Consider the following 24272-nt stretch of genomic DNA (forward strand, 5'->3'; position numbering starts at 1 on the left):
TTTATAAATTTCCCGCCGCCGAAGTGGCGGGCGGGTAAATTACAGGAAGCTGGTACCGTACGCCAGTTTCGGCAGGCCGTGATAAGCCGCGATGCTCTGGCCGATATCGGCAAAGGTCTCACGACGACCAACGGAGCCAGCCTTGACCGGCTTGCCGAAGAACAGCACCGGAATGTATTCGCGGGTGTGGTCGGTGCCACCCCAGGTCGGGTCACAGCCGTGGTCGGCAGTCAGCACCACCACGTCGCCATCCTGCAGCAGATCAAACAGCTCCGGCAGGCGGGAATCGAAATACTCCAGCGCACCGGCATAACCGGCAACGTCACGGCGGTGGCCGTAGGAGGAGTCGAAGTCGACGAAGTTGGTGAAGACGATGGTGTTGTCACCGGCCGCTTTCACCTCTTCCAGCGTGCGATCCCACAACTCGGTCAGACCGGTCCCTTTCACCTGCTTGGTGATGCCCTGCTGGGCATAGATGTCGGCGATCTTGCCGATGGAGACTACCTGACCGCCCGCATCTTTCATGTAATCCAGCACGGTCGGCGCCGGCGGCAGCACGGAGTAGTCGTGACGGTTGCCGGTACGCTTGAAGTTGCCCTTGCCAGAGCCCACGAACGGACGCGCAATCACGCGGCCGATGTTGTAGGGCTCCAGCAGCTCGCGCACGATGTGGCACAGTTCATAGAGCTTCTCGAGGCCGTAGGTCTCTTCGTGGCAGGCAATCTGGAACACGGAGTCGGCAGAGGTGTAGAGGATCGGCTTGCCGGTCTTCATGTGCTCTTCGCCCAGATCGTCCAGCACCTGGGTACCGGAGGCGTGGCAGTTACCGAGATAGCCCGGCAGACCAGCCTTCTCGACGATGGCATCCAGCAGCTCCTGCGGGAAGCTGTTGTGGTGATCCTTGAAGTAGCCCCATTCGAACAGCACGGGCACACCGGCGATCTCCCAGTGACCGGACGGGGTGTCCTTGCCGGAGGAGAGCTCCTGCGCAAAGCCGTAGGCACCGACCACCTCGATATCTTTCTTCAGCCCTTCCGGGAAGTAGCCGGAAGCCTGCTCGCAGGCGTGGCCCAGGCCCAGTTTGTTGAGGTTGGGCAGATTGAGGGCGCCACGGCCTTCAATTTCACCTGCCGCACACGCCTTGGCGATATGGCCAAGGGTGTTGGCGCCCACATCTCCGAACTTGTCGGCGTCGGCAGCTGCGCCAATACCGAAAGAGTCCATCATCAGAATAAAGGTACGTTTCATGGGTCTTCCCCTTGTTACAAATCGGCCAGGGTGATACGGCGGTACACTTCAGGCAGTGCCTCCGGCCGCTCGCCACCAATCCGGACAGCCGCCTGCACCATGCTGGCAGCCTGAGCATATTGCTCTTCAGTCTGAGCGTGGATCATCGCGATCGGCTTGTCAGCATCGACGCTTTGACCCAGGCGGATAAAGTCGGTCAGACCGACCGCATAATCAAGTTTGTCACCGGCAGCGCGGCGCCCCCCGCCCATGGCGACCACGGCCAGACCCAGCTCGCGGGTATCCATGGCGGTCACGAAACCGCTGTTGGCCGCGAAGACCGGGCGCACGATGGCGGCTTTGGGCAGGTAAGCGTCGTAACGCTCCATGAAATCGGCCGGGCCACCGAGACCTGTCACCATGCGACCGAAGATCTCGGCCGCCTTGCCGTTATCCAGTACCGCCTGCAGCTTGGTGCGGGCATCGCGCTCGTCGCTGGCCAAGCCTGCGGAGATCAGCATCTCGGCGCACAACGCCATGGTCACTTCGTGGATGCGCGGGTTGCGGTATTCACCGGTCAGGTAACGCACCGCTTCACGTACTTCCACCGCGTTACCGGCGCTGGAGGCCAGCACCTGGTTCATATCGGTCAAGAGCGCAGAGGTGCGGCAACCAGCACCGTTGGCCACGGCCACAATGCTCTTGGCCAGCTCTTCGGAGGCTTCGAAGGTCGGCATAAAGGCGCCGGAGCCCACTTTCACATCCATCACCAGAGCTTCGAGCCCGGAGGCGAGCTTCTTGGAGAGGATAGAGCCGGTGATCATGGCGACAGATTCGACGGTGGCAGTGATGTCCCGTACTGCATAGATACGCTTGTCAGCCGGAGCGAGATCGCCGGTCTGGCCGATGATGGCGACACCCGCCTCTTTCACCACTTTCAGGAAACGATCGTTGTCGACCGAGGTCTGGTAGCCGGGAATGGCATCCAGCTTGTCGAGGGTACCGCCGGTGTGGCCCAAGCCACGGCCGGAGATCATCGGCACGAAACCGCCGCAGGCGGCCACCATCGGGCCAAGCATCAGAGAGACAACGTCACCCACACCACCGGTGGAGTGCTTGTCGACAATCGGGCCACCCAGATTGAGGTGATCCCAGGTCAATACCATGCCGGAGTCGCGCATGGCGCAGGTCAGGGCTACCCGCTCATCCATGGTCATATCTTTGAAGTAGACCGCCATCGCCAGCGCGGCGATCTGCCCTTCGCCGATGGTGTTGTTGGTAATGCCCTGAACGAAGAATTGAATTTCTTGGGTACTGAGCGCTTCACCGTTGCGCTTCTTGCGAATAATTTCTTGAGGCAAAAACATCTTTCATTCCCTCCGCCATTACTGGCGTTACACAAGCCTGAATCCTTGCCCGCACACAGCATGGTGGGGGCTAACAGGGCGGACAGCAGTCCGCCCTCTCATCAACCTATTAGTAACCGCTGGTGTTGGCCGGCTTGTCGCCATGCCCCAGAGTGGCCAGCAGACTGGCCAGCAGGCTGGATGCACCAAAGCGGAAGGTACGGGCAGATACCCAGTCGTTGCCGAGGATCTCTTCGGCCATGGCCAGGTACTGACCGGCAACGGCTGCATCTTTCACGCCACCTGCCGGCTTGAAGCCGACTTTCGGATTCTTGGCCTTGATCACTTCCATCATGATGCGTGCCGCTTCTGGGGTCGCATTGACCGGCACCTTGCCGGTGGAGGTCTTGATGAAGTCGGCACCGGCATCGATACAGATCTCGGAAGCGCGACGGATCAGCGCCTCTTCTTTCAGCTCGCCGGTTTCGATGATCACTTTCAGCAGCACGTTGGCACCGCAGGCCTCTTTACAGGCTTTGACCAGATCAAAACCAATCTGTTCATTACCGGCCATGAAGGCGCGATACGGGAACACCACGTCCACTTCATCAGCACCGTAGGCGACAGCGGCACGGGTCTCGGCCACGGCGATCTCGATGTCGTCGTTGCCGTGGGGGAAGTTGGTCACGGTCGCAATGCGTACGTCGGCTGCGCCGATCTCACGCAGGGTTTTGCGAGCGATAGGGATAAAACGGGGGTAGATGCAGACGGCGGCGGTCAGGCCAGCCGGTGACTTGGCCTTATGGCACAGGTCGATCACCTTCTGATCGGTGTCGTCATCGTTCAGGGTGGTCAGGTCCATCAGGTTCAGGGCGCGCTGAGCGGCCACTTTCAGATCAGTCATTCTGTTCTCCAAAGTCTCGATTTAATCCAGATAACCGGGCACCACCAGACCATCCAGCGATGGATGCACAGGCAGTAATCCCCAGCTATACGGGAATGGAATTACAGTGCGAAGGCACCGGCACTATCGGGATGCTATTCAAAACACCCTGCAGGCACTGCGACTGTAAATAAGGCAAGAGCCCTGTCACTTTCTTACAAAAGTGCGGACTTGGTTCCATGAAGACTTGAGAAAGGCCGACAACATCTGACCCGACTTCCCAATCAATTCCATTTGACCGCCAACACCCGATTTCATCGAGTATTAGTCATTGCCAGCACCCTGCTGGCAACGCCTATTTCAGCCGAGATACCCCCTGTTTGCAAGCCGGATTTGCCAATTTCAGAGGTACCTCACATCTGGCAAATCCAGGTCTAAAAAAGCCTTACGAAAAGAAACGAGTCAGGATCCAGGAGTAGGCCAATCCCCCCAGATAGACCCCGACGATCCCCATTACCCCGGACAAAACGGGAGGCGCCGGGATCGGCAATTTGAGGAAAGAAAACAACAAACCAACTATAAAGCCGGCCACCATCGCCAGTAGCACTTCATTCATATAACCTCCGATTTGACTCATTTTATTATTAGTTTAGATAGGAAAACGGTTGTCACCGCTCCATACGCGAACGCCACGGCAGATGCCGTGGCGTTCGTGTTTATACCCTGTCAGTCAGGCGGCGATTACATGCCGGACAGTGCCAAGAAGAAGCCTGCGATAGTGGCAGACATCAGGTTGGACAGAGAGCCAGCCAGTACGGCTTTCAGACCAAAGCGTGCAATGGTGCCGCGGCGGTTCGGCGCCATGGACCCCAGACCACCCAGCAGGATGGCAACAGAGGAGAGGTTGGCAAAACCACACAGTGCGAAGGAGATAATCGCCTTGGTGTGATCGGACATGGCCACACCGTTGATCAGCACTTCGTCTTTCAGGTACGGAGCGAAGTTCAGGTAAGCCACGAACTCGTTCACGACCAGCTTCTGACCGATGAAGGAACCGGCAACCACTGCTTCATTCCAGGGCACACCGATCAGGAAGGCCAGCGGGGAGAAGATCCAGCCCAACAGCAGTTCCAGAGAGAGTTGCGGATAACCGAACCAGCCACCCACACCGGAGAAGATGCCGTTGATCATGGCGATCAGACCGATGAAGGCCAGCAGCATGGCGCCGACGTTCAGGGCCAGTTGCATACCGGCAGAAGCGCCAGCAGCAGCGGCGTCAATGACGTTGGCAGGCTTGTCATCCAGCTCGGCATCGGCAGAGCTTTCGTCGTAGTTCGGGGTCTCGGTCTCGGGAACCAGCAGCTTGGCGAACAGCAGACCACCCGGTGCAGCCATGAAGGAGGCAGCAATCAGGTACTCCATCTTCACGCCCATGGAGGCGTAACCGGCCAGTACGGAACCGGCAACGGAAGCCAGACCACCACACATGACAGCGAACAGCTCGGAGTCAGTCATCTTGGCGATGTAAGGACGAACCACCAGCGGCGCTTCGGTCTGACCGACGAAGATGTTGGCAGTTGCAGAGAGGGATTCGGTGCGGGAAGTTCCCAGTACTTTCTGCAGACCGCCGCCCAGCAACTTGATGACCATCTGCATGATGCCCAGGTAGTAGAGCACGGCAATCAGGGAAGAGAAGAAGATGATGACCGGCAGAACACGGAAGGCAAAGACAAAGCCGCCGCCGCCGAACACTTCAAACATCTTGTTGCTGACCAGACCGCCAAACAGGAAGTCGATCCCGTTCTGGCCGTAGCTGATCACGCTGGATACCGCGTCGGACACGCCGACCAGGATATCGCGACCAACCGGAACATAGAGAACAAACGCCCCCAGACCGGCTTGAATTGCGAACGCACCGACAACGGTACGGACGTTGATTGCCTTGCGATTGCTGGAGAACAGCACCGCGATAAGGACGAGCGTCGCCATCCCTACCAGACCCATGAACAAATTCATTATTATCTTCCTCTAGTAGCACCTGGCTTGTTAGCGAGTTGTTATTAAACCCAACTAATCAAGGGGAGCGCATTATACTAATTAAAGTCCGATAAAATAGAATGCTGGTCACATTTTATCGTTATCAAAATGTCCAAGTGTCACAAAATTAGACAGCAAACGATTTTTACGCTCATTTTTTTTCCTGACAACTAAATCAGGTGTTGCGAATTTGTTTCATGGCTATTGGTCGTGATGGAAAATATGCCGGGCAGTTTCAAATAACACCTTGGCAACATCTGCCGATGATTCCTCCCGCAAGGTCATCAATATTTCCGCTATTTTCGGCAGCGCTTCCGGGGTATTCCGGGTACCTTGCTCACCTTGTAAGGGCATATCGGGCGAATCAGTTTCCAGCACCAGGGCCTCGAGCGGCATGGCCCGAAATACCTCTCGCGTCTTGTTCACCCGTTCAAAACTGATCACCCCGCCCACCCCGAGTCGAAAGCCCAGTTGCCAGAAAGCCTCCGCCTGCTGCAACGAACCGCTGAAAGCATGGATCACCCCGCCACGAGGCGGCTTGAAACGGCGCAACAGCTTGGCCACAGTGTCATTGGCACGCACCGAGTGGATCATCAGGGGAAGCCCGACATCGGCAGCCAGCCGGATCTGAGCCTCAAACAGCGCAAGCTGCCCCTCCTGCGACACGTGAGAACGGAGGTCCAGCCCACACTCGCCTATGGCCACCAGCCCGGCAGGCTGGCTCATTACCAGCGTTCGCAGCCGCTCCATCACCCCCTCCCGCTGTTCACCGGCATACCAGGGATGAATGCCCAGACCATAAAAGAGGCCGTCATGCTGATCTGCCAGTGCCATCACACGAGTCCAGTTATCCTCTGCGATGGCAGGAATGATATACTCCGTCACCCCTAATGCCCGACAACGGGCCAGCAGCGCCTCCCTGTCCTGGTCGAACACCGGAAAGTCGAGATGGCAATGGGTATCTATCAGCTGCATATCACTCACACCTGTTTGCGGTATTTAATGGGTCATTGAACATGATGAACAACAGAAACAACGGCTTTACCCTGATTGAACTGGTGCTGGTGATCATAGTGCTGGGGATCTTGGCCGTCACCGCCCTGCCCCGCTTTATCAATATCAAGGATGATGCCCTGAAAAGCACGGTCTCGGCGACCGCAGGCAGCTTTGCCAGTGCAGTTCAGCTGGCTCATGCTGGCTGGGCAGTGAAAGTACAGGGGCAAGCGATCGCGCTCTACAACCTGAGCAGCTTTGGTAAAGGCGATGTGGATATTAATCGATATGGTTGGCCAACGGGCTCGAAGGAAGACCAAGGGAGTGCGGGAAGCGATAAACCATATCAGCCGGGCTCAGGTAACCATATATCAGTCAACAATGATGATGACTGTGAATTGCTATTCAATGACCTGCTTGATGGAGACCAAACGGTCACCCCCATAGCTCCCAACGCTGTGAATATCCCAGAAGGGTTTGATTATCTATCCACACAAGTCGGTTCAGGCCATCAAGATGAGGATGAAGGCAACGAGAAACACTTCAACTGCCGCTATATCCTGCGCGACTCCATCAACCGCTTCCAGACCACCCCGGAATATCGAAACGGCCTCGGCTTCGAGTACAACAGCGTTACCGGTGCCGTGACCCGCAATTTTGATTGAGCTCAGCCTCTTCTGCGCAAGCTCGCTCTTTGCTTGAATCATCATCATAACGAACCGGCGTGCAGCAGCGCCGGTTCTCCTGAGTGAGCCCCCACTCCTCGCACCACGCGTCGTAACGGGCTAGCCAACGCAGCAATACCCCTTTCATCGTCACACCTCCGCCAACAGGTTCAGGTCAAAAACCATCCTAATCAGAGTCGGCAAGGGGAGCAAGTCATCCCCATAACCGCGATCGGGCGGAATAAAAAAGAGCCGGTCAGCATAGCTGACCAGCTCTTTTCACATTACCTGAAGAGGTTAACCGATGAGCGGCAGCTCATCAGCCTCACAGACTCTTCAGCTTCTCTTCCGGCAGGGCCAGCTCGTCGTTGTGGTTGACGCCGATACCGCGCTCCAGCACATGACGGGCGATAGCGTGCGCCTCTTCCAGCGAGTGCATGCTGTAGGTGCCGCACTGATACTCGTTCAGCTCGGGGATCTTGGCCTGATCCTGCACGGTCAGCACATCGCTCATGGCTGCCTGCCAGGCTGCGCCAACACGGGCTTCGTCCGGCGCGCCGATCAGGCTCATGTAGAAGCCGGTACGGCAACCCATGGGGGAGATGTCGATGATCTCCACGCCGTTGCCGTTCAGGTGATCACGCATAAAACCGGCGAACAGGTGCTCCAGCGTATGGATACCGCGCTCGGAGAGGATCTCCTGATTCGGTACACAGAAACGCAGGTCGAACACGGTAATAGTGTCCTTGTTCGGGGTCTGCATGGTCTTGGCCACACGCACCGCTGGCGCTTCCATACGGGTGTGGTCAACGGTAAAACTGTCCAATAACGGCATTTCTGACTCCTGATTTGGTTACCAGAACCAGCCCCCACGGGAGAGCTGATCCTTGCATTGACGGTACTGGGCGCCGTAGCGCTGGGCGCGAGCTTCCACCTTGCGAGAGGTCTTCATCAACCACCCCTTGCTGCGATAGCTGCCACGCCGGTAGCCACCCCACCCTTCGTGATAGTTGAGGTACTGGCCATAGGCATCCCATTTGGAGGTGCCATTGAGCCGCTGAGCTTTGTTAGTGTACCAACCCATAAAATCGATGGCGTCGGCAAAGTCATCACGGTCACTCCAGCTGTTGCCGGTTTCCCGCTGGTAATCAGCCCAGGTTTCATCTTTGACCTGAGCATAACCATAAGCCGAACTGGCCCGCCCGGTCGGGATGAAGAGGAAATACTGCATCGGCGGCTGTGCATCATGTACGTAAGAGGACTCCTGATACATCATGGCCATCACCACATGGATCGGCGTCCCCCACTTCTCGTTCATCTTGAGCGCGGCCTTGTGCCAGTCCGGCTTCTCGCGAAAGATCTGGCACAGATTCTCCGGCTGGGCCGGTGGACGGGTACTGCAAGCAGTCAGGCCCGCCAACAGGCTGGCCACGACCACAAAACGCATCCACCCCATCAAATGAGGTCGCGCTTCACGCCGCTGGTCAGGTAAAGAGATAGCCAAGGTCAGATAGCGTCTTCGTTCTCTTCGCCGGTACGGATACGAATGACGCGCTCCACCTCGCAAACGAAGATCTTGCCGTCACCAATCTTGCCGGTGCGGGCGGTGTTCTGGATCGCTTCCAGACAGGCATCGAGATCCTCGTCCTGCACCACCAGCTCCACCTTCACTTTCGGCAGGAAGTCGACCATATATTCGGCTCCGCGATAGAGCTCGGTGTGACCCTTCTGGCGACCGAAGCCTTTGACTTCGGAGACGGTCATGCCGTTGATGCCGATCTCGGCCAGGGCCTCGCGCACATCGTCCAGCTTGAACGGTTTGATGATGGCTTCAATCTTCTTCATGGTGACTCCTTACCAGTTCTGTTTGCCAAACCCCGAAGTAATGGGGTAACGGCGATCCTTACCAAAGTTGCGGGCCGTGATGCGGGGCCCAACCGCCGCCTGACGGCGCTTGTATTCGTTGAGATCCACCAGACGGATCACCTTGCGCACTACAGCCTCTTCGAAGCCCTCCGCTACCATGTCGGCCACGGAAGCATCCTCTTCCACGTAGCGCTTGAGGATGGCATCCAGGATGTCGTACGGCGGCAGACTGTCCTGATCCACTTGGTCCGGCGCCAGCTCTGCTGAAGGCGGACGGTCGATAACCCGCTGCGGGATCACGTAGTCGACCGAGTTGCGATATTCACACAATTTGAAGACCAGCGTCTTGGGCACATCTTTCAACACGTCAAAACCGCCCGCCATGTCACCGTAAAGAGTCGCATAGCCCACCGCCATCTCGCTCTTGTTGCCAGTGGTCAGCACGATACGACGACGCTTGTTGGAGAGCGCCATCAAGAGCACCCCACGGCAGCGAGCCTGCAGGTTCTCTTCGGTAGTATCGCGGGCGGTACCTTCAAACAGCGGCGCCAGCTGGGTCATAAACCCTTCGAACATCGGCTCGATAGAGATGATGTTGAACTCAACCCCCATCCGTTCGGCCTGCTCCTTGGCATCCTCCACGCTCATCTGGGCGGTATAGCGGAACGGCATCATCACCGCTTGCACCTTGTCGGCACCGATGGCATCGGCCGCAATGGCCAGCGTCAGCGCCGAGTCGATGCCGCCGGAGAGACCCAGTACCGCCCCGTGGAAACCGTTCTTGGTAACGTAGTCGCGCACTGCCAGCACCAGCGCCTGATAGGTCTCGGCCAACGGCTCCAGCGGCGCCGCGGGTTCCCGCTCTTTCACCGGTTGACCATCGGCAAAGCGTACCAGCGCCAGCTCTTCGGCAAACGGTGCCAATTTGTGGGTCAACTCGCCCTGGCTGTTGAACACCTTGGAGCAGCCGTCAAAAATCAGCTCGTCCTGACCGCATACCTGATTGAGGTAGACCAGCGGCAGATCGGTCTGATCGCAGCGCTCAGTCATCAGTTCGCGGCGGATCCAGGGTTTCTCCTGATCGTAAGGAGACGCATTGATGGTGAGTAGCAGATCGGCCCCTGCCGCCTTGGCGGCCAGCGCCGGACCCGGCTGCCACAGATCTTCACAGATGAGCAGCCCCAGCTGGTGACCCCGGAACGGCACCACGCAGGTCTCGCTTGCAGCGGTAAAGTAGCGCTTCTCATCAAACACACCGTAGTTGGGCAAATCCTGCTTGAAGTAACGGGCAATCAGCTGGCCCTGCTCATAGAGGGAAGCCGCGTTGTAGAGCGCCTCTCCTTCACGCCAAGGGTGACCCACCAAAATGGCACAGTTGCCCTGCCATTTGGCAACACGAGCCAACGCGGCTTCGACCCGGACCATCAGATCGGCACGCAGCAACAGATCTTCCGGTGGATAGCCGGTCAGGGCCAGCTCGGAGCAGACCAGCAGATCGGCACCTTGCTGCTCGGCCTGAGCCGCCGCAGCGAGCACTTTGTCAGTGTTATCTTCGATGGCGCCTACCGTCAGATTCAACTGGGCAAGCATCAGAGAGAGGGCTTTTGCCATGGCGATGCATCTTGAATTCGAAAATGATGGGGAATGATAAAGAAAAGGGGGGCAATCTGCCAGTTCAAGACAGGCGTAACCGTGTGACAGCAACCTGCGGGAAGGATAAGCTGTAGATAGTCACGGAACGACAGGCCTTCGCAGATATGAAAAACGCCGGATTTACCCTGATGGAGTTGATGATAGCCATTGCACTGGGCGTCATTCTGTTGGGGATTGGTATTCCTTCCCTCTCTAACCTGCTTGGCAGCAATAATTTGGCGACCCAGGAAAAAAGCCTTCTCAACCACTTAAACTATGCCAGACAACAGGCTATCTCTAACCAGCAAACGGTTACTCTCTGCCTGACCACTATCAATAATTCTGTAGAAGAGTGCGTTACTGCCAATCAAAATGGAGCGACCCGGCAGATCGCTTTTATCGATACTAATAGCGATCAGAAGCTCAATGGCAGCGAAACAACTCTGACGGCAAGTCCCGAGTTTCCTGCAGAACTGGCCATTTCTGCAGATGCACAGGCGCTGCGCTTCACCCCAGATGGCACCATTACGTCTGACAGCGAGGTCACCTTTTCACTCTGTGTAAGCGGCGAAAAGGGCGTTCAGATTGAAGTTATGCCTGCCGGGCGTGCCCATAGCCAGGCAAGTGGTGCTGTATGTCCATGACCTGCGTTAACTACCGCGAAACACACACGAGCACAAAAGGATCCATTTCAATCCAATAACTATGCTTAGAGTCTCTTTTGAACAAGGACTCATACGCTATGGCACGAAATGGATTTACCCTGCTTGAGTTTTTGATATCGGCAAGCCTGACAACCATCCTGCTGACCTTGGGACTGCCGTCATTGGCAAATCTGCTGACATCTACCGACAGCGACATCTACACAAGAAACCTGCAGGACCACCTGATCTTCGGCCAACGGCAAGCCATCACACAGCAGCAACCCGTCACAGCATGTCTTGCCATGCCTGTCAGAAACTCCACAAAAGAAGGTTGTGTACTCGCAAATCAAACCGGCGCTCAGCGCATGCTTGTCTTTATCGACACCAATCAGGATCGCCAATTCGATATTGCAAATGGCGATATCTTGTTATCAGCAACAGAACCCTTTCTTGAAAAACATACCGTGACGGCCAATCGACAATTTGTGCGATTTAGTCCAGATGGCACTGCGATTGGCACCAATATGACACTCCGGTTTTGTATCGACCAGGCACCCCGAGTCGATATCATCGTTTCCCCATCCGGCAGAAGCAGAAGCGAAAAAAAGGGGCTGAGTTGTTCTTAGCCCCTTTACCCTACTCAATAACCAACGTTATCTGGGTTGGATTTCATCTTGTTTTTTTGCATCAGCCAGCGAAAAGGTAGCCGCCAAAGGAACGCACTCGATTACCTCTGTGACAAGATGCACCACCCCATCAATCTCATAACCTTTCTGTTTAAACACCCTGACCAGATTTGCCTTGCTCGTATCAGCAACCGGTTGCTGCAACACCATCTGCACGCCACCTTCCAGAGTGACATAACATTTCATGTCTTCCGTTTGAGCATGAACCAACAAGGGTAAGCCCACACACCAGAGCAGCATGCGTTTCATCCCTGTTCTCCTTCATAGAGATAGATTTTCTTGGGGGACATATCCATTTTTGCCTCTTCCGCACCTTGTGAGCATTCTCCTTCACCGGTACAGCGCTCAGGCTCTCCCTTCCCATCATCTTTGAGGATGACCTCCTTGCCCGGAGCACCACCTATAATCCTGATCCGGCCATCATCCCCACCATGAATAACCAGATCATCAGCAACCTTATTTTGCACCTCTACGTAACGCTGAATAACTTCCTGATTGTTGCTATCCAGTACATATTTGAACGAAGTGCCATAGTGCATATCAATCATATATTGGCGCAGGGCACCGATCGATTGAATCGTACATTGTTGGAAGTCCTGTACCTGAGGTAAGAAGGAGGTGAAATAAAGCTTGCCTTGCAACACCAAACCAGCCCCCATTGATTTTTCACCGCTTTCATTGAGCCAGAATTTCCATCCCAACTTGCTGGTCAACGCCTTGGTGGTGCTTACAATCTGCTCTTCATTCAAACCCGTAAAGGGATCGCTGGTCACATCGTAGAGATCGTTCAGTGTGATACTTGATGGCACCGCTGGTTCAGACGTTGTCCCAAACAAGGTTGGATTAACATTGTAGTCACGTAGCATCACATACACATTTTGGGTTGTCGCTTCTGAGGAAGGACGATTTCTATCACCACTGCCTATCAATACGGCATCAAATGGACGCTCACTGTAAAGATAATTTGTACCATCATACTTCCAACCTTTATTGATGGTGCGCACCAATACGGGCTGAGTAAAGAAGCGACGGTCGTCTGCCAGTTTCTTATCACCCTCACTTAAATGGGCATTACCCAAACTGGCAAATTTGATGGCCGTCCATTTGGATTTTTCTGTCCGCTTCATGTCGATGCGCCAGATCTGGCCACCGGTATCTCCTGCATAGATTCGGTCTGAAATACCATCTCCATCACTATCCAGCACGGAGACAGAGCCAGGCATGCTATAAACCATGCCTGCAACTTGTTTGTTGGTTGCACTGGCCGCATCTGGGGTAAAGCTGAACAACAGCGTGCCGGCCTCAGCATCCACGATATAAATACCCAACCCTTCACTGTCTTCAGCCCCCTGGCCCAAATAGCTCTTGGCCTGGTCATAACCTCCAGAGAATATCAGGACTGGCTTATAGGTTTTTTTACCATTGGTTTCTATGTAATAACCGGGAATAAACGCAACCTCGGGGATCGACCAGGTTTCCCCCAGGTTGCTGAAACCGGCACTGTTTTTATCCAACCGCCACATCAGCGAAGGGGAGTCCGGATCGGATATATTCAACGCATAATAGGCCTTGCCACCACCGCGCAACCCGGTAAATAACCACACTTTGTCACCTTGTGACGACTTGATATGACCATCTTTGACTTGCTCATTGACCAGCACAGTGGGCGATGAATCTACACCATATAGATGAGCCGATGAATCCAGGTTTTCTCGCAGCGCTTTCTGACTGGCAATAAATTGATAGGGCATAACGGCCCAGCTTTCATCAACCGTGGTGCCGCTGTCTTTAAACATATGCAAGAAGCCGGCATTACTTCCCATCACAATGCGCAAGTCAGGTGTACATGTAGTCTGTCCTGTCGACTTTGTACAACCGTAGTTGATCACTAATGGCCGTGAATGCAACGGGTCACCAAGAATATGTTCCCGATTATCTGTTCTATCACCATCCTGATTCTCATCAAACGCATCAATCCCCTTGGTCCAATTAAGCAGGTCATCCATGCTATCAGCACTATCAAGTTTCATGACAGTACGTAGCTGCGTCGCCCCGCCTGCCATACCCTCAAGAGCAGACTTGCTAAAGGGAGTTAATGTATTAGTGGAAGGGGGAATAATATAAAGATTGCGATTGGTTTTAGCTGCCAGCATCTCTTGTACCCCACCCTCGGCAACCTTGTTACCATCACTGGTGGATGACCAATAGGTTCTTGCTGACTCAAGAATTGTTCCATCACTGGATATCGCAGGTAAGCCACTCTGATCGACTACATAACCCTTATCTGGATTCAGAACCAGCTTTTTAAGATTGCCCTTCCATCGTGGACCAGAACCAGGCTCAAACATTGCATAATAAATATTATTCAGACTGCGAGTACGGTCAAAGTTATTAGTGGCAATGGCGGGAGAGACCAACGAGGTATTCATTTTCAAGATAGCTAGTAATGATGATTTTAATGCTTCGTTAAGTTGGGTTGCATCGGTTGCTGGATAGTATTTACCCCCACCACGACGAGCGGTCTCTGCCAATAATGCACCGGCCCCCTTAATTGCTTCATCTCCAAAACCCACGGTGAATGTTGTGACTGTTTGTTTGCCAATAGCCGAGGTGTTTACATCATTGTTTTTCATATATCCGGCAAGTGCAGCAAGATAGCTTTTTTCACCAGAAGACCCATAACTAACCAAGCCACCATAAGCAACCTTGTCCTCTGTAGATAACGTACTGATCAGGTTGGCAACAAGGGAATCTGCTGCTTTATCATTGGTTGGTTCACCATCTGTCATATAGATGATATAACCATTATTGGAACATTTATCATAGGGGGTTTTATATATACCCGATGTTACTTCAGCATTGCTATCCCGCTTGGGAGTACGATTTACATCATCGTCACCAAAGTACACCCCCAAACCGCCAAAGTATCTATATGATTCATATAGTGTTTCACACAAGGGAGTCCAAGTGTCAGAGCTCAAACTATTTACCTTGTCAATCAAATCCTGCGCACCGCTTTTACCAGAGGTGAGGATGGCATCGTTACCTACAATATTGCGGATTATTCTTCCGCCATTTCTACTACCTGGTTCATTGCCATCATTGTAGTTAAAAACAGCCAGACCAAAATCGACAGCTGGCGTAGCCAAAACCAGTTCTTTGACTGCATCCTGAGCAACTTTCAATCGAGTTTGTGTTGACACACCTGTACTACCGTAATACCAACGGACATAATTTGCCGTAAATAATGAGATCTGGGTAGAACTACCACTAGCAAGAGCATTGGCTACGTTTGATGTGTAAAACCAGCTTCCCGTTGTACGATTTGGCTTGTCAACGGGATAACCATCAACAATATATGTTGAATATGGGCCTGAATATTGATTGTTTGCGTTTTGCTCATCAATATCTTGCTGGCAATCTGCAATTATTATACTGTAAATATCAAAATCATTTAGAGAACGCCAACGCCCCTTTCTATTTTTATCATATATTTCATATCCCCAAACTCGTGACTGAAATCGGCCCACATTATTTAGAGGGCCTTTAGATGTCGCACATGCATTTAAATTCTCACTAAAACGTTTGGTACTGTTGATAGTGGGGACTTTTCCATCAGTGGAGAAATAGATGAAGCGATTGCTATTATTAACATCTGGATCATTAGCCAATGATGGATAACTTATCGATGAGTCATAAGGCTCTTTAGCAACTTCGGTTGTATTTTTCATACTCCCCGAGTTATCGAAAATAAAGAGCACCTTAGGGCGGAAGTCCCCCGCCTTGGCAAAATCATAAATAAACAACTCGGTATCATCGGAATAACCAGTACCTACCGCCAAAGATGCACCTGACATTCCGCAACACAATACCAGCAAGCTTGTAAACAAACAGTTCCTTATGTTCATTACTGGCTCCCTAATTGGCACTGAGCAAGGGTTGTTCTACCCCGGCAGTAAAGGTCATTTGGCTATTCACCTTGCCATAAGCACTGGATGTGGTGGCTTCAGCATAACGACAAGCTGGCGTTACATTCTGGCTACTGGCTTCAAATTTGCGTTTGCATACACTTTCTGTATTGACTGTCAGGGTTGTAGCTGGAGTAGTAGTGCCTATTGCAGCTGAAACCCCAATAGCCTGTGTAGCAATTTGTGTTGAGAGAGAAGTATCGCTCAATGCAGACTCCAGAGTACCTTCAACTTCGTGCTCTGCCCGTTGCAAACTGGCACTGGAACCCGCCATCTTCAGACTCATACCACTGGACTGCATGACGACTACCGCAATCAGAGTCAAAGGAACCAGAATAACCAGTGCGACTATCAGTGCAATCCCTTGCTGTTGTTGAAACGATCTCATGTGCCACTCCGAGTAACAATTTGCGGGTTACGCAATGCGATGCTGCTTTCCAGCAATAGGCGGCGATAGCCATCGCCATTGCCTTTTATCGGGGGCAGATTGCCAAGTTGATAGGTGTTATTATTTTTGTAACGTGCAGACTCTTTCGCCGCTCTAATTAATAAAAATAACCGCACCCCCAATACCCGACCTTCATTCCAACTCTGAGCAGCCATCTGATCAGCTGAAAGATATCTATCGATATGCCCATCGGGGATCACTGAATCATCAATACCGAACATCAGTATCATATGTTCAACCCCTTCCGCCATGGCGCCACCAATCAGAGAAGAACCACCATTGACGGTCAAATAGCGCTTGCGTAAAACAGGAATACCATCTTCTTGTGACAGGTAATAAATGTAGTGCTGGTATTCCCAGATCTGGCTCTCATTATTGGCACCAAAGAGTGGTCTGGTTTCGCTTCCCTTGATGACTCTCGCCTCCTGACTATTGGTTGCCATATAAAAGCGGTTTGTATCCAATCCCTCTGATGCGGGTATAGAACGCCCTACCAATCGCTTGATACTGATAACATCCGAGTTTGCCACCCGATCAGCTGCGAGAATACAAGCGAATCCAGCCAATCCTTTGGTGGTTGATATCCGGCTTACCCATAGCCCCCTGATGGGACCAGCATTTGATGGCAAACTACCGACAGAACGCTCATCCAGACAATCGCTACTGGCAGGAACAATGCTACCAGCACTGAGGGTCAGAGAGGGGCCAACTTGCGTTGACTGACCGGTATAAGCTCCAAAAAAGCCAGCCCATTTGATATCCTGGCTAATCAGTCGAATGGCCAATCGACCATTTTCCTGTAATTCACTTTGATCAAAGGCATCTTCAGAGCTGGAGCGAGACATCACAAAAACTGTGAATACCCCCGCCAACAAAAATAGACCGAGCAGCATAGCGACCAGCCACTCTACCAGGGTGAAACCGCGAGAATTCATAAAGTCGTCGTCAGAATAAACTGGCGCCTCGAAAGATTATTTGCTGTCGAGAGTTGACACTCATTGATCAGCGTTGCTGCGGCAGCAGCAGCTCCCCCATCAGATATCTCTTGTTTGCCAGCCCAGAATATCCCGACAGCCAATACATTATTGGCCCGCCGCACCACGCAGCCTATCGGTGAATTCAAGGAAGATGCCGCCCCCGAAACACTGGCCCCAAGCAGGGCTTGTTGCCAGTAGTGAAGGTCGGCATTACGTAAATCTGCAGCACTGCACGCGCTGATTGTGCCATCTGCAGCGGCGCATGTCGGGCGTGGCAAGTTGGCAGCAAGATTGACGGTCACTGCACCGGATGCGGTCCAGCTATCGCGATTTATCCGTACCCGTTCAACCATATCGTTAGCCAGCCAGCTGGCAATAGTGCGCTGGCGAGCTTCATAACTGGCAAATTTTGAATGGGTTTGCAAAGCAACCAGACCAAGCAGCCCCAGCGACAGGATGACTGCGGTGATCATCACCTCCAACAGGCTGAATCCCCTCTCATGTGATGAAACATGAATGGCCATGGCTATTCCCAACAGCTATTGCTAGCTGCACCGGAAGCACTTTTGACACCCAACTGATTAATGGAAAACACCGTGCAATCGGTATCTTTGGCTTGGGCCGTCGCCGCGCCAGCACTGGCTGACAAGGTGTAGGTGTTACCTGATACGGCAATAGATAATTGATACAGACCATTCTCAGATGCACTACTGATACCAAGAGCAGCAGCAGAGGATGCATACTGATTGAAATCCATAAAATAGGTTTCTTGCCGATTGGCAGCATTCAACAGCATGCTCTTGGCTTCGACACGATGACTGGTCAGCACATATTGCTGATAGGCGGGATAAGCGATGGTGCCAAGAATCGCCACGATGGCGATGACAATCATCAACTCAATAAGAGAAAAACCACGAAAGTATCCAATCATATCCCATCCTTGGTGACAGACTGCTTCATAAGTTTAACGCCGAGCCTGTCTCTTGAACAAACCCGGCGTCATTATCAACACACTTTATTCTTAAGCCTTCCTGGCTGCACTCAAATTATTCTAAGTTCGGGAGGAACCTCAAAGACTACGTTCTCTTCACGGCCCGGATGCTCGGCAACCACCTTGCCACCCAGCTCCCGCAGGCGGGCAATCACGTTTTGCACCAGCACCTCGGGGGCGGATGCGCCAGCAGTGACGCCGATCGCCTTCACCCCTTCCAGCCAGCTCGCCTCGATCATCGACGCATCGTCGATAAGATAGGCCTTGGCGCCCACCTTCTCGGCCAGCTCGCGCAGACGGTTGGAGTTGGAGGAGTTGCGAGACCCCACCACCAGCATGGCGTCCACCAGCCCCGCCATCTCCCGCACCGCATCCTGACGGTTTTGGGTGGCGTAGCAGATATCGTCCTTGCGCGGCCCCTGGATCTTGGGGAAGTGCTTGCGTAGCGCATCGATCACGTCCGAGGTCTCATCCATGCTCAGGGTGGTCTGGGTGACGAAGCAGAGGTCATCCGGATTCTTCACCTTGAGCTTGGCCACATCTTCCGGCGTCTCCACCAGATACATGCCACCCTCACGGTTCTCGTACTGACCCATGGTGCCAATCACCTCGGGGTGGCCGGCATGACCAATAAGCACGGCTTCGGAGCCCTTGCGGCTGGCGCGATGAACCTCCATGTGCACCTTGGTCACCAGCGGACAGGTGGCATCGAATACCTTGAGGGCGCGGGACTTGGCCATCTCGCGCACTGTCTTGGCCACGCCGTGAGCAGAAAAGATGACGATGCTGTCGTCCGGCACCTCGTCCAGCTCCTCGACGAAGACAGCTCCCGCATCTTTCAGCTTGTTCACCACATAACGGTTATGCACCACTTCGTGGCGGACATAGATGGGGGCACCGAACTTCTCCAGCGCGCTCTCGACAATGCTGATGGCGCGATCGACACCGGCGCAAAAACCACGAGGGTTAGCGAGCAGAATATCCATTAATGCATCTTCTCCTCATCATCAACTCCCAGGATCTCCACCTCGAAGGTGACGGTATGACCGGCCAGCGGGTGGTTGAAATCGACCGTGACCGACATCCCTGCTACCGCCCGGATGATGCCCGGTAGCTCGCTGCCATTGGGCTGATCGAACAGGATGATAGTGCCGACTTTTGGCTCCACATCGGCGCCAAACTTGGCACGGTCGAGATGGTAGATGTTGTCGGGGTTGGAGAGGCCAAAGGCCTCTTCCGGTGCCAGAGTAAAACTCTTGCTCTCCCCTTCGCTCAGCCCCAGCAGGCACTGCTCGAAGGTGGGGGTCAGGCTGCCATCGCCCATCCGCAGGCGGGCAGGTTTGCCGTGCAGCGCCGTGCTGTCGGCAACCGAGCCATCTTCCAGCTTGATGGAGAAGTGGAACAGCACGCTGCTGTTAGCGGTGATCTGCTGGCTCATGCCTGCTCCTTTTTCTCACCACGGAAACCGTCCAGCACGATCATGGCGGCCCCGATAAAGATAAAGCTGTCGGCCAGATTGAATGCCGGCCAATGCGCACGCTGCCAGTAGAAGTCGAGGAAATCGACCACATGGCCCAACACCAGCCGATCAAAGACGTTACCAAGGGCGCCGCCGATGATGAGTGAATAGGCGATACCGCTCCAACGCTGGGCCACCGACTGCTTGCGCAGCCAGTGGATCAGCAATCCACAGATGGCAAAAGCCAGCACCGCGAAGAACCAGCGCTGCCAGCCCCCCTGATCAGCCAGGAAGCTGAATGCGGCGCCCTTGTTGTAGACGTGAACCAGATTGAAGAAGGGGGTGATCTCCACCCCCGGGTAACCAAATGGCAGCAACTTGACCACGGCGAGCTTGCTCGCCTGGTCCAGTACAAAGGCCAGCACTGCCAGCCACAGCCAACGCAGACCGCTTTTATGTTGAGTCATGTTCATCAGGCAAATTGACGAGTTTCGCCGTCACCCTCAACGTTGGTCACACAGCGACCACAGATCTCTTCGTGACCCGCGATAGTGCCCACATCTTCTACATGGTGCCAGCAGCGGTCGCACTTGGCGGCAGCAGACTGGGCCACGCTCAACCACAGGTCATCACGCTCGGTCGCCACAGAGCCTTCCGGCGCAGTGTCAGCCTCCACAACCTTGGCTTTGGAGGTGAGCAGCACAAAGCGCAGCTCATCAGCCAGGGCATTCAGGCGTGCAGCCAACTCCGGCTTGGCGAACAGGGTCAGTTCGGCCTGCAAAGAACCGCCGATACGCTTCTCGCTACGAGCCACTTCCAGTGCCTTGTTCACTTCACCACGCACGGTGAGGATCTCGGCCCAGAAATCGTCGTTGAGGGATTCACCCGCTTCCAGACCGAACAGGCCGTCGTACCACTCTTCGGTGAAGACGAACTCGCCGCGCTCACCCGGCAGCAGGGCCCAGATTTCATCAGCGGTGAAGCTCATGATCGGCGCCATCCAGCGCACCATGGCCTCGGCGATGTGATAGAGGGCGGTCTGGCAGGAGCGACGGGCCAGGCTGTCAGCCTTGGCGGTGTACTGGCGATCCTTGATGACATCCAGATAGAAGGAGCCCATCTCGATGGAGCAGAACTGCATCAGCTTCTGGGTTACGCCGTGGAAGTTGTACTCATCGAACGCTGCCATGATTTCGGCCTGTACCGCTTTGGCACGACCCACAGCCCAGCGATCCACCACCACCATGTCGGCAGGTGCCACCATGTCGGTCGCCGGATTGAAGCCGTTCAGGTTGGCCAGCAGGAAGCGGGCAGTATTGCGAATACGACGATAAGCATCGGCAGAACGCTTGAGGATCTCGTCGGAGACAGTCATCTCGCCGGTGTAGTCAGTGCTCGCTACCCACAGACGCAGGATGTCTGCACCCAGCTTGTTCATTACGTCCTGCGGGCTGACCACGTTGCCAATGGACTTGGACATCTTGCGACCCTGACCATCCACGGTGAAGCCGTGAGTCAGCACCTGGTTGTAGGGAGCCTTGTCTTTCATGGCCACGCCGATCATCAGGGAGGACATAAACCAGCCACGGTGCTGGTCAGAACCTTCCAGATACATGTCGGCTGGCTTGCCGTTGAACTCGGGACGGGCATCAACCACTGAGGCATGGGTAGAACCGGAGTCAAACCAGACGTCCAGAGTGTCAGGCACCTTGTCGTACATGTCTGCATCGGCACCCAGCAGCTCGGCCTTGTCCAGATCCCACCATGCCTGAATGCCGGACTGCTCGACCCGCTTGGCTACTTCGTGCATCAGGCGCACGGATTCCGGGTGCAGTTCCTGGGTCTCTTTATGGACGAACAGGGAGATGGGCACACCCCAGGTGCGCTGACGGGAGATACACCAGTCAGGACGGTTCTCGACCATCGCCTGAATGCGGTTTTTACCCCAGGCCGGTACCCAGCCGCTCTGGCCTTGCTGGGCAATGCCGTCCTTCTCGATGCGCTCGATCTCTTCCAGTGCGCGCTTGCGCAGACCCTTCTGCTCCATGCTGATGAACCACTGCGGGGTGGCACGGAAGATGATCGGGGTCTTGTGACGCCAGCAGTGCGGGTAGGAGTGGTTGAACACCTTGTGATGAAGCAGGGCGCCGCGCTCGGTCAGCACTTCGATCACGGAGGCATTGGCCTTGAACACATGCTGGCCGGCAAACAGTTCGGTATCCGGCAGATAGACGCCGTTGCTGCCAACCGGGTTGGCCACTTCCAGACCGTACTTCTGACCGACCACGAAGTCTTCCTGACCGTGGCCAGGGGCGGTGTGAACGGCACCGGTACCGGCATCCAGAGTGACGTGATCACCCAGTACCACCGGCACGTCGAAGCTGTAGAAGGGGTGGTTGAAGCGCAGCAGCTCAAGCGCGGCGCCCTTGGCGTAACCCAGATTGTGGAACTTCTCGATACCGGCGCGATCCATCACATCCTTGACCAGCTCGGCGGCCAAGATCAGACGCTCGGGATGCTCACCTTCAACCTGCACCAGTGCGTAATCCAGATCGGCGTGCATGGCGATGGCGCGGTTGGCTGGCAGGGTCCACGGAGTGGTGGTCCAGATCACCGCAGAGATCGGGCCCTTGCCAGTGTGGCCTTCGGCACAATCAAACTTGGCGGCAACGCCCGCCTCGTCGACCGCCTTGAAGCGCACATCGATGGAGGGGGAGTTTTTGTCGTAGTACTCAACCTCGGCTTCAGCCAGCGCGGAGCCGCAATCGGTACACCAGTGCACCGGCTTGGAGCCTTTGTGCAAGTGGCCGTTTTCAACGATCTTGGCCATGGAGCGGATGATGTTGGCTTCGGTGCCAAAATCCATGGTCAGGTAGGGGTGTTCCCAGTCGCCCAGCACACCCAGACGGATGAAGTCGGTCTTCTGCGCTTCGATCTGGGTCTTGGCGTATTTGCGGCACTCGGCGCGGAATTCGGCAGCGGAAACCTTCTCGCCCGGCTTGCCGACCATGCCTTCTACTTTCAGTTCGATAGGCAGACCGTGGCAATCCCAACCCGGCACATAGGGGGAATCGAAACCGGAGAGGCCCTTGGACTTGATGATGATGTCTTTGAGGATCTTGTTGACCGAGTGACCGATGTGAATGTTGCCGTTCGCATAGGGGGGGCCATCATGCAGAATGAAAGAAGGCTTGCCCGCTTTGGCGCGGCGAATAGCGCCGTAGAGATCCTGATCATACCAACGCTTCAGCATGTTGGGTTCGCGCTTGGCCAGATCGCCACGCATCGGAAACTCGGTTTCCGGAAGATTCAGGGTGTGTTTATAGTCGCTCATCAGTCCTGGGTTCCCTTCTTTTCTAAAAGAGTGCTGGGTAAATTGAATTGTGGCAGCCCGAACCAGGCTCGGGCCGCCAGGGCATCTCGTTCGATCTGCTCTTTCAAGGCAGTGAAAGAGGCAAACTTCTGCTCTTCGCGCAGCTTGTGGCGAAGCAGCACCTTGACCTGCTGACCATATAGATCACCAGAAAAATCAAATAGATGTACTTCCAATCTGGCTTGTGTACCGCTCAAGGTCGGCCGTACACCCACATTGGCTACACCGGGGAAGGTCTTGCCGGAACATATCACTTCCACCGCAAACACGCCACCGACCGGGATCACCTGGCGCTTGAGGGCCAGATTGGCGGTGGGAAAACCTATGGTGCGCCCCAGCTTGTCGCCGTGAGCCACCCGGCCGCTGATGGTGTAGGGACGGCCAAGCATCAGCTCCACTTCCGCCATCCGCCCCGCCTTAAGGGCTTCACGCACCAGGGTGCTGCTGACCCGCTGCCGTTCGAGCTGGAAGCTCTGGGTACTGATCACCTCGAAGCCGAAGCGATGACCCGCCTCCTCCAGCAGGTGGAAGTCCCCTTCCCGCCCCTTGCCGAAGCGAAAATCATCGCCGACCACCAGATAGCGCACCCCGAGCTTCTCCACCAGCAACTGCTCGATGAAGGTCGAGGCACCCTGCTCGGCAAAGCGGTGGCTGAAGCGCACGCAGAGCATGCGATCGATATGCAGCCCCTTGAGCGCTTCGTACTTTTCCCGCAAACGGCTCAGCCGGGCGGGCGCTGCCGTGCCGGCAAACAGCTCCAGCGGCTGCGGCTCAAACAGCATGACGCAGGCGGGCAATCCCAGCTGGGCCGCTTTCTCCTTGAGACGTGCCAATACCGCATGGTGACCCTGATGAACCCCATCAAAGTTGCCAATGGTTAATACACATCCCCGGTGACGGGGCTTGAGATTGTGAATGCCGCGAATAAGCTCCATCAGTGCCTTGTGCGTTGCTGCCATGGAAATCGGCGGATTATATATCAGGCAGCAGGCAGGGTCAGCCCTCATAGCCTGATTTCAACTATCCGTGCCCAATCACGCCCCCTGCGGCGCCATGAGGCACTATCCCCATGGCGCC

General features: G+C 54.7%; 25 protein-coding genes. 3 read left to right on the top strand and 22 right to left on the bottom strand.

The window, feature by feature from the left end; all coding sequences use genetic code 11:
• Positions 1-39: 39 nt before the first annotated feature.
• From I6L41_RS13385 to I6L41_RS13410, 6 genes are all read right to left on the bottom strand, one after another.
• Positions 40-1248, bottom strand: a complete 1209-nt coding sequence (locus I6L41_RS13385; RefSeq protein WP_216959443.1) for a phosphopentomutase — start codon at positions 1246-1248, stop codon at positions 40-42.
• Between the two features lie 14 nt (positions 1249-1262).
• Positions 1263-2594 carry a thymidine phosphorylase gene (deoA, locus tag I6L41_RS13390; protein ID WP_042030712.1) on the bottom strand — a complete coding sequence of 444 codons (1332 nt, stop codon included), beginning with the start codon at positions 2592-2594 and terminating at the stop codon, positions 1263-1265.
• A 109-nt stretch (positions 2595-2703) separates the two neighbouring features.
• On the bottom strand, positions 2704-3477 hold the full coding sequence (gene deoC, locus I6L41_RS13395) for a deoxyribose-phosphate aldolase (protein WP_005340468.1): 774 nt from the start codon (positions 3475-3477) through the stop codon (positions 2704-2706).
• Between the two features lie 424 nt (positions 3478-3901).
• Entirely contained in the window at positions 3902-4072 is a 171-nt protein-coding gene (locus tag I6L41_RS13400; protein ID WP_005340467.1) for a XapX domain-containing protein, read from the bottom strand.
• Between the two features lie 125 nt (positions 4073-4197).
• Positions 4198-5472, bottom strand: coding sequence for a NupC/NupG family nucleoside CNT transporter (locus I6L41_RS13405; protein ID WP_005340466.1), 1275 nt, complete (start codon positions 5470-5472; stop codon positions 4198-4200).
• A gap of 222 nt (positions 5473-5694) precedes the next feature.
• Complete coding sequence (locus tag I6L41_RS13410) at positions 5695-6468, bottom strand: TatD family hydrolase (protein ID WP_216959446.1); 774 nt, start codon at positions 6466-6468, stop codon at positions 5695-5697.
• Positions 6469-6509: 41 nt separating this feature from the next.
• On the opposite strand from I6L41_RS13410, the gene I6L41_RS13415 reads away from it, so the two are divergent.
• Positions 6510-7151, top strand: a complete 642-nt coding sequence (locus I6L41_RS13415) for a type II secretion system protein (RefSeq protein ID WP_202003075.1) — start codon at positions 6510-6512, stop codon at positions 7149-7151.
• Here I6L41_RS13415 and I6L41_RS20880 read toward each other — a convergent pair.
• The 5 genes from I6L41_RS20880 to I6L41_RS13440 all read right to left on the bottom strand — a co-directional run bounded on the left by I6L41_RS20880 (position 7120) and on the right by I6L41_RS13440 (position 10628).
• Positions 7120-7299 (bottom strand): DUF5363 family protein, encoded by a 180-nt coding sequence (locus tag I6L41_RS20880; RefSeq protein WP_075113932.1) that lies wholly within the window; start codon positions 7297-7299, stop codon positions 7120-7122. The two genes, I6L41_RS13415 and I6L41_RS20880, sit on opposite strands and share 32 nt — an antisense overlap.
• 177 nt (positions 7300-7476) lie before the next feature.
• A complete protein-coding gene (luxS, locus tag I6L41_RS13425; RefSeq protein ID WP_005340462.1) occupies positions 7477-7986 on the bottom strand; it encodes an S-ribosylhomocysteine lyase in 510 nt (169 codons plus the stop codon).
• A gap of 18 nt (positions 7987-8004) precedes the next feature.
• The gene (locus I6L41_RS13430) at positions 8005-8598 is read right to left on the bottom strand and encodes a hypothetical protein (protein WP_272502552.1); all 594 of its coding nucleotides are present in this window, start codon (positions 8596-8598) and stop codon (positions 8005-8007) included.
• 59 nt (positions 8599-8657) lie between these two features.
• On the bottom strand, positions 8658-8996 hold the full coding sequence (gene glnB / locus I6L41_RS13435) for a nitrogen regulatory protein P-II (protein WP_005308848.1): 339 nt from the start codon (positions 8994-8996) through the stop codon (positions 8658-8660).
• Positions 8997-9005: 9 nt separating this feature from the next.
• Positions 9006-10628: an NAD+ synthase gene (locus I6L41_RS13440; RefSeq protein WP_216959449.1), complete on the bottom strand. Its 1623-nt coding sequence runs from the start codon at positions 10626-10628 to the stop codon at positions 9006-9008.
• Positions 10629-10774: 146 nt separating this feature from the next.
• Here I6L41_RS13440 and I6L41_RS13445 point away from each other — a divergent pair, with 146 nt between their 5' ends.
• On the top strand, positions 10775-11293 hold the full coding sequence (locus tag I6L41_RS13445; RefSeq protein ID WP_069554505.1) for a GspH/FimT family pseudopilin: 519 nt from the start codon (positions 10775-10777) through the stop codon (positions 11291-11293).
• A 98-nt stretch (positions 11294-11391) separates the two neighbouring features.
• The gene (locus I6L41_RS13450) at positions 11392-11919 is read left to right on the top strand and encodes a GspH/FimT family protein (RefSeq protein WP_058058695.1); all 528 of its coding nucleotides are present in this window, start codon (positions 11392-11394) and stop codon (positions 11917-11919) included.
• 27 nt (positions 11920-11946) lie between these two features.
• Here I6L41_RS13450 and tapY2 read toward each other — a convergent pair whose 3' ends face one another.
• The 11 genes from tapY2 to ribF all read right to left on the bottom strand — a co-directional run bounded on the left by tapY2 (position 11947) and on the right by ribF (position 24130).
• Positions 11947-12228, bottom strand: coding sequence for a type IVa secretion system protein TapY2 (gene tapY2, locus I6L41_RS13455; RefSeq protein WP_019445572.1), 282 nt, complete (start codon positions 12226-12228; stop codon positions 11947-11949).
• Positions 12225-15887 carry a pilus assembly protein gene (locus I6L41_RS13460; RefSeq protein ID WP_216959451.1) on the bottom strand — a complete coding sequence of 1221 codons (3663 nt, stop codon included), beginning with the start codon at positions 15885-15887 and terminating at the stop codon, positions 12225-12227. The genes tapY2 and I6L41_RS13460 overlap by 4 nt, the downstream gene beginning before the upstream one ends.
• A gap of 10 nt (positions 15888-15897) precedes the next feature.
• Positions 15898-16335 (bottom strand): PilX N-terminal domain-containing pilus assembly protein, encoded by a 438-nt coding sequence (gene tppD, locus I6L41_RS13465; RefSeq protein ID WP_203119274.1) that lies wholly within the window; start codon positions 16333-16335, stop codon positions 15898-15900.
• Positions 16332-17330, bottom strand: coding sequence for a PilW family protein (locus tag I6L41_RS13470; RefSeq protein WP_216959453.1), 999 nt, complete (start codon positions 17328-17330; stop codon positions 16332-16334). Before I6L41_RS13470 ends, tppD begins: the two co-directional genes overlap by 4 nt.
• The gene (gene pilV / locus I6L41_RS13475; protein ID WP_005348939.1) at positions 17327-17896 is read right to left on the bottom strand and encodes a type IV pilus modification protein PilV; all 570 of its coding nucleotides are present in this window, start codon (positions 17894-17896) and stop codon (positions 17327-17329) included. Before pilV ends, I6L41_RS13470 begins: the two co-directional genes overlap by 4 nt.
• 2 nt (positions 17897-17898) lie before the next feature.
• Complete coding sequence (locus tag I6L41_RS13480) at positions 17899-18303, bottom strand: type IV pilin protein (RefSeq protein WP_005358030.1); 405 nt, start codon at positions 18301-18303, stop codon at positions 17899-17901.
• A 110-nt stretch (positions 18304-18413) separates the two neighbouring features.
• Positions 18414-19349, bottom strand: coding sequence for a 4-hydroxy-3-methylbut-2-enyl diphosphate reductase (ispH, locus tag I6L41_RS13485; RefSeq protein ID WP_204419656.1), 936 nt, complete (start codon positions 19347-19349; stop codon positions 18414-18416).
• Positions 19349-19801, bottom strand: a complete 453-nt coding sequence (gene fkpB, locus I6L41_RS13490) for an FKBP-type peptidyl-prolyl cis-trans isomerase (RefSeq protein ID WP_216959455.1) — start codon at positions 19799-19801, stop codon at positions 19349-19351. Before fkpB ends, ispH begins: the two co-directional genes overlap by 1 nt.
• Entirely contained in the window at positions 19798-20295 is a 498-nt protein-coding gene (gene lspA, locus I6L41_RS13495; RefSeq protein ID WP_019445577.1) for a signal peptidase II, read from the bottom strand. The genes fkpB and lspA overlap by 4 nt, the downstream gene beginning before the upstream one ends.
• Positions 20295-23156 (bottom strand): isoleucine--tRNA ligase, encoded by a 2862-nt coding sequence (gene ileS / locus I6L41_RS13500; protein ID WP_216959457.1) that lies wholly within the window; start codon positions 23154-23156, stop codon positions 20295-20297. The genes lspA and ileS overlap by 1 nt, the downstream gene beginning before the upstream one ends.
• Positions 23156-24130 carry a bifunctional riboflavin kinase/FAD synthetase gene (ribF, locus tag I6L41_RS13505; protein ID WP_216963964.1) on the bottom strand — a complete coding sequence of 325 codons (975 nt, stop codon included), beginning with the start codon at positions 24128-24130 and terminating at the stop codon, positions 23156-23158. Before ribF ends, ileS begins: the two co-directional genes overlap by 1 nt.
• Between the last annotated feature and the right edge of the window lie 142 nt (positions 24131-24272).

Source organism: Aeromonas sp. FDAARGOS 1411 (assembly GCF_019047125.1).
Classification (GTDB): Bacteria; Pseudomonadota; Gammaproteobacteria; order Enterobacterales; family Aeromonadaceae; genus Aeromonas; species Aeromonas veronii.

What these genes read in the sequence shown, in the direction of transcription:
- I6L41_RS13385 (WP_216959443.1), bottom strand. Translation starts at nt 1,248, where the DNA reads ATGAAACGTACCTTTATTCTGATGATGGACTCTTTCGGTATTGGCGCA.
- deoA (WP_042030712.1), bottom strand. Translation starts at nt 2,594, where the DNA reads ATGTTTTTGCCTCAAGAAATTATTCGCAAGAAGCGCAACGGTGAAGCG.
- deoC (WP_005340468.1), bottom strand. Translation starts at nt 3,477, where the DNA reads ATGACTGATCTGAAAGTGGCCGCTCAGCGCGCCCTGAACCTGATGGAC.
- I6L41_RS13400 (WP_005340467.1), bottom strand. Translation starts at nt 4,072, where the DNA reads ATGAATGAAGTGCTACTGGCGATGGTGGCCGGCTTTATAGTTGGTTTG.
- I6L41_RS13405 (WP_005340466.1), bottom strand. Translation starts at nt 5,472, where the DNA reads ATGAATTTGTTCATGGGTCTGGTAGGGATGGCGACGCTCGTCCTTATC.
- I6L41_RS13410 (WP_216959446.1), bottom strand. Translation starts at nt 6,468, where the DNA reads ATGCAGCTGATAGATACCCATTGCCATCTCGACTTTCCGGTGTTCGAC.
- I6L41_RS13415 (WP_202003075.1), top strand. Translation starts at nt 6,510, where the DNA reads ATGATGAACAACAGAAACAACGGCTTTACCCTGATTGAACTGGTGCTG.
- I6L41_RS20880 (WP_075113932.1), bottom strand. Translation starts at nt 7,299, where the DNA reads ATGAAAGGGGTATTGCTGCGTTGGCTAGCCCGTTACGACGCGTGGTGC.
- luxS (WP_005340462.1), bottom strand. Translation starts at nt 7,986, where the DNA reads ATGCCGTTATTGGACAGTTTTACCGTTGACCACACCCGTATGGAAGCG.
- I6L41_RS13430 (WP_272502552.1), bottom strand. Translation starts at nt 8,598, where the DNA reads ATGCGTTTTGTGGTCGTGGCCAGCCTGTTGGCGGGCCTGACTGCTTGC.
- glnB (WP_005308848.1), bottom strand. Translation starts at nt 8,996, where the DNA reads ATGAAGAAGATTGAAGCCATCATCAAACCGTTCAAGCTGGACGATGTG.
- I6L41_RS13440 (WP_216959449.1), bottom strand. Translation starts at nt 10,628, where the DNA reads ATGGCAAAAGCCCTCTCTCTGATGCTTGCCCAGTTGAATCTGACGGTA.
- I6L41_RS13445 (WP_069554505.1), top strand. Translation starts at nt 10,775, where the DNA reads ATGAAAAACGCCGGATTTACCCTGATGGAGTTGATGATAGCCATTGCA.
- I6L41_RS13450 (WP_058058695.1), top strand. Translation starts at nt 11,392, where the DNA reads ATGGCACGAAATGGATTTACCCTGCTTGAGTTTTTGATATCGGCAAGC.
- tapY2 (WP_019445572.1), bottom strand. Translation starts at nt 12,228, where the DNA reads ATGAAACGCATGCTGCTCTGGTGTGTGGGCTTACCCTTGTTGGTTCAT.
- I6L41_RS13460 (WP_216959451.1), bottom strand. Translation starts at nt 15,887, where the DNA reads ATGAACATAAGGAACTGTTTGTTTACAAGCTTGCTGGTATTGTGTTGC.
- tppD (WP_203119274.1), bottom strand. Translation starts at nt 16,335, where the DNA reads ATGAGATCGTTTCAACAACAGCAAGGGATTGCACTGATAGTCGCACTG.
- I6L41_RS13470 (WP_216959453.1), bottom strand. Translation starts at nt 17,330, where the DNA reads ATGAATTCTCGCGGTTTCACCCTGGTAGAGTGGCTGGTCGCTATGCTG.
- pilV (WP_005348939.1), bottom strand. Translation starts at nt 17,896, where the DNA reads ATGGCCATTCATGTTTCATCACATGAGAGGGGATTCAGCCTGTTGGAG.
- I6L41_RS13480 (WP_005358030.1), bottom strand. Translation starts at nt 18,303, where the DNA reads ATGATTGGATACTTTCGTGGTTTTTCTCTTATTGAGTTGATGATTGTC.
- ispH (WP_204419656.1), bottom strand. Translation starts at nt 19,349, where the DNA reads ATGGATATTCTGCTCGCTAACCCTCGTGGTTTTTGCGCCGGTGTCGAT.
- fkpB (WP_216959455.1), bottom strand. Translation starts at nt 19,801, where the DNA reads ATGAGCCAGCAGATCACCGCTAACAGCAGCGTGCTGTTCCACTTCTCC.
- lspA (WP_019445577.1), bottom strand. Translation starts at nt 20,295, where the DNA reads ATGAACATGACTCAACATAAAAGCGGTCTGCGTTGGCTGTGGCTGGCA.
- ileS (WP_216959457.1), bottom strand. Translation starts at nt 23,156, where the DNA reads ATGAGCGACTATAAACACACCCTGAATCTTCCGGAAACCGAGTTTCCG.
- ribF (WP_216963964.1), bottom strand. Translation starts at nt 24,130, where the DNA reads ATGGAGCTTATTCGCGGCATTCACAATCTCAAGCCCCGTCACCGGGGA.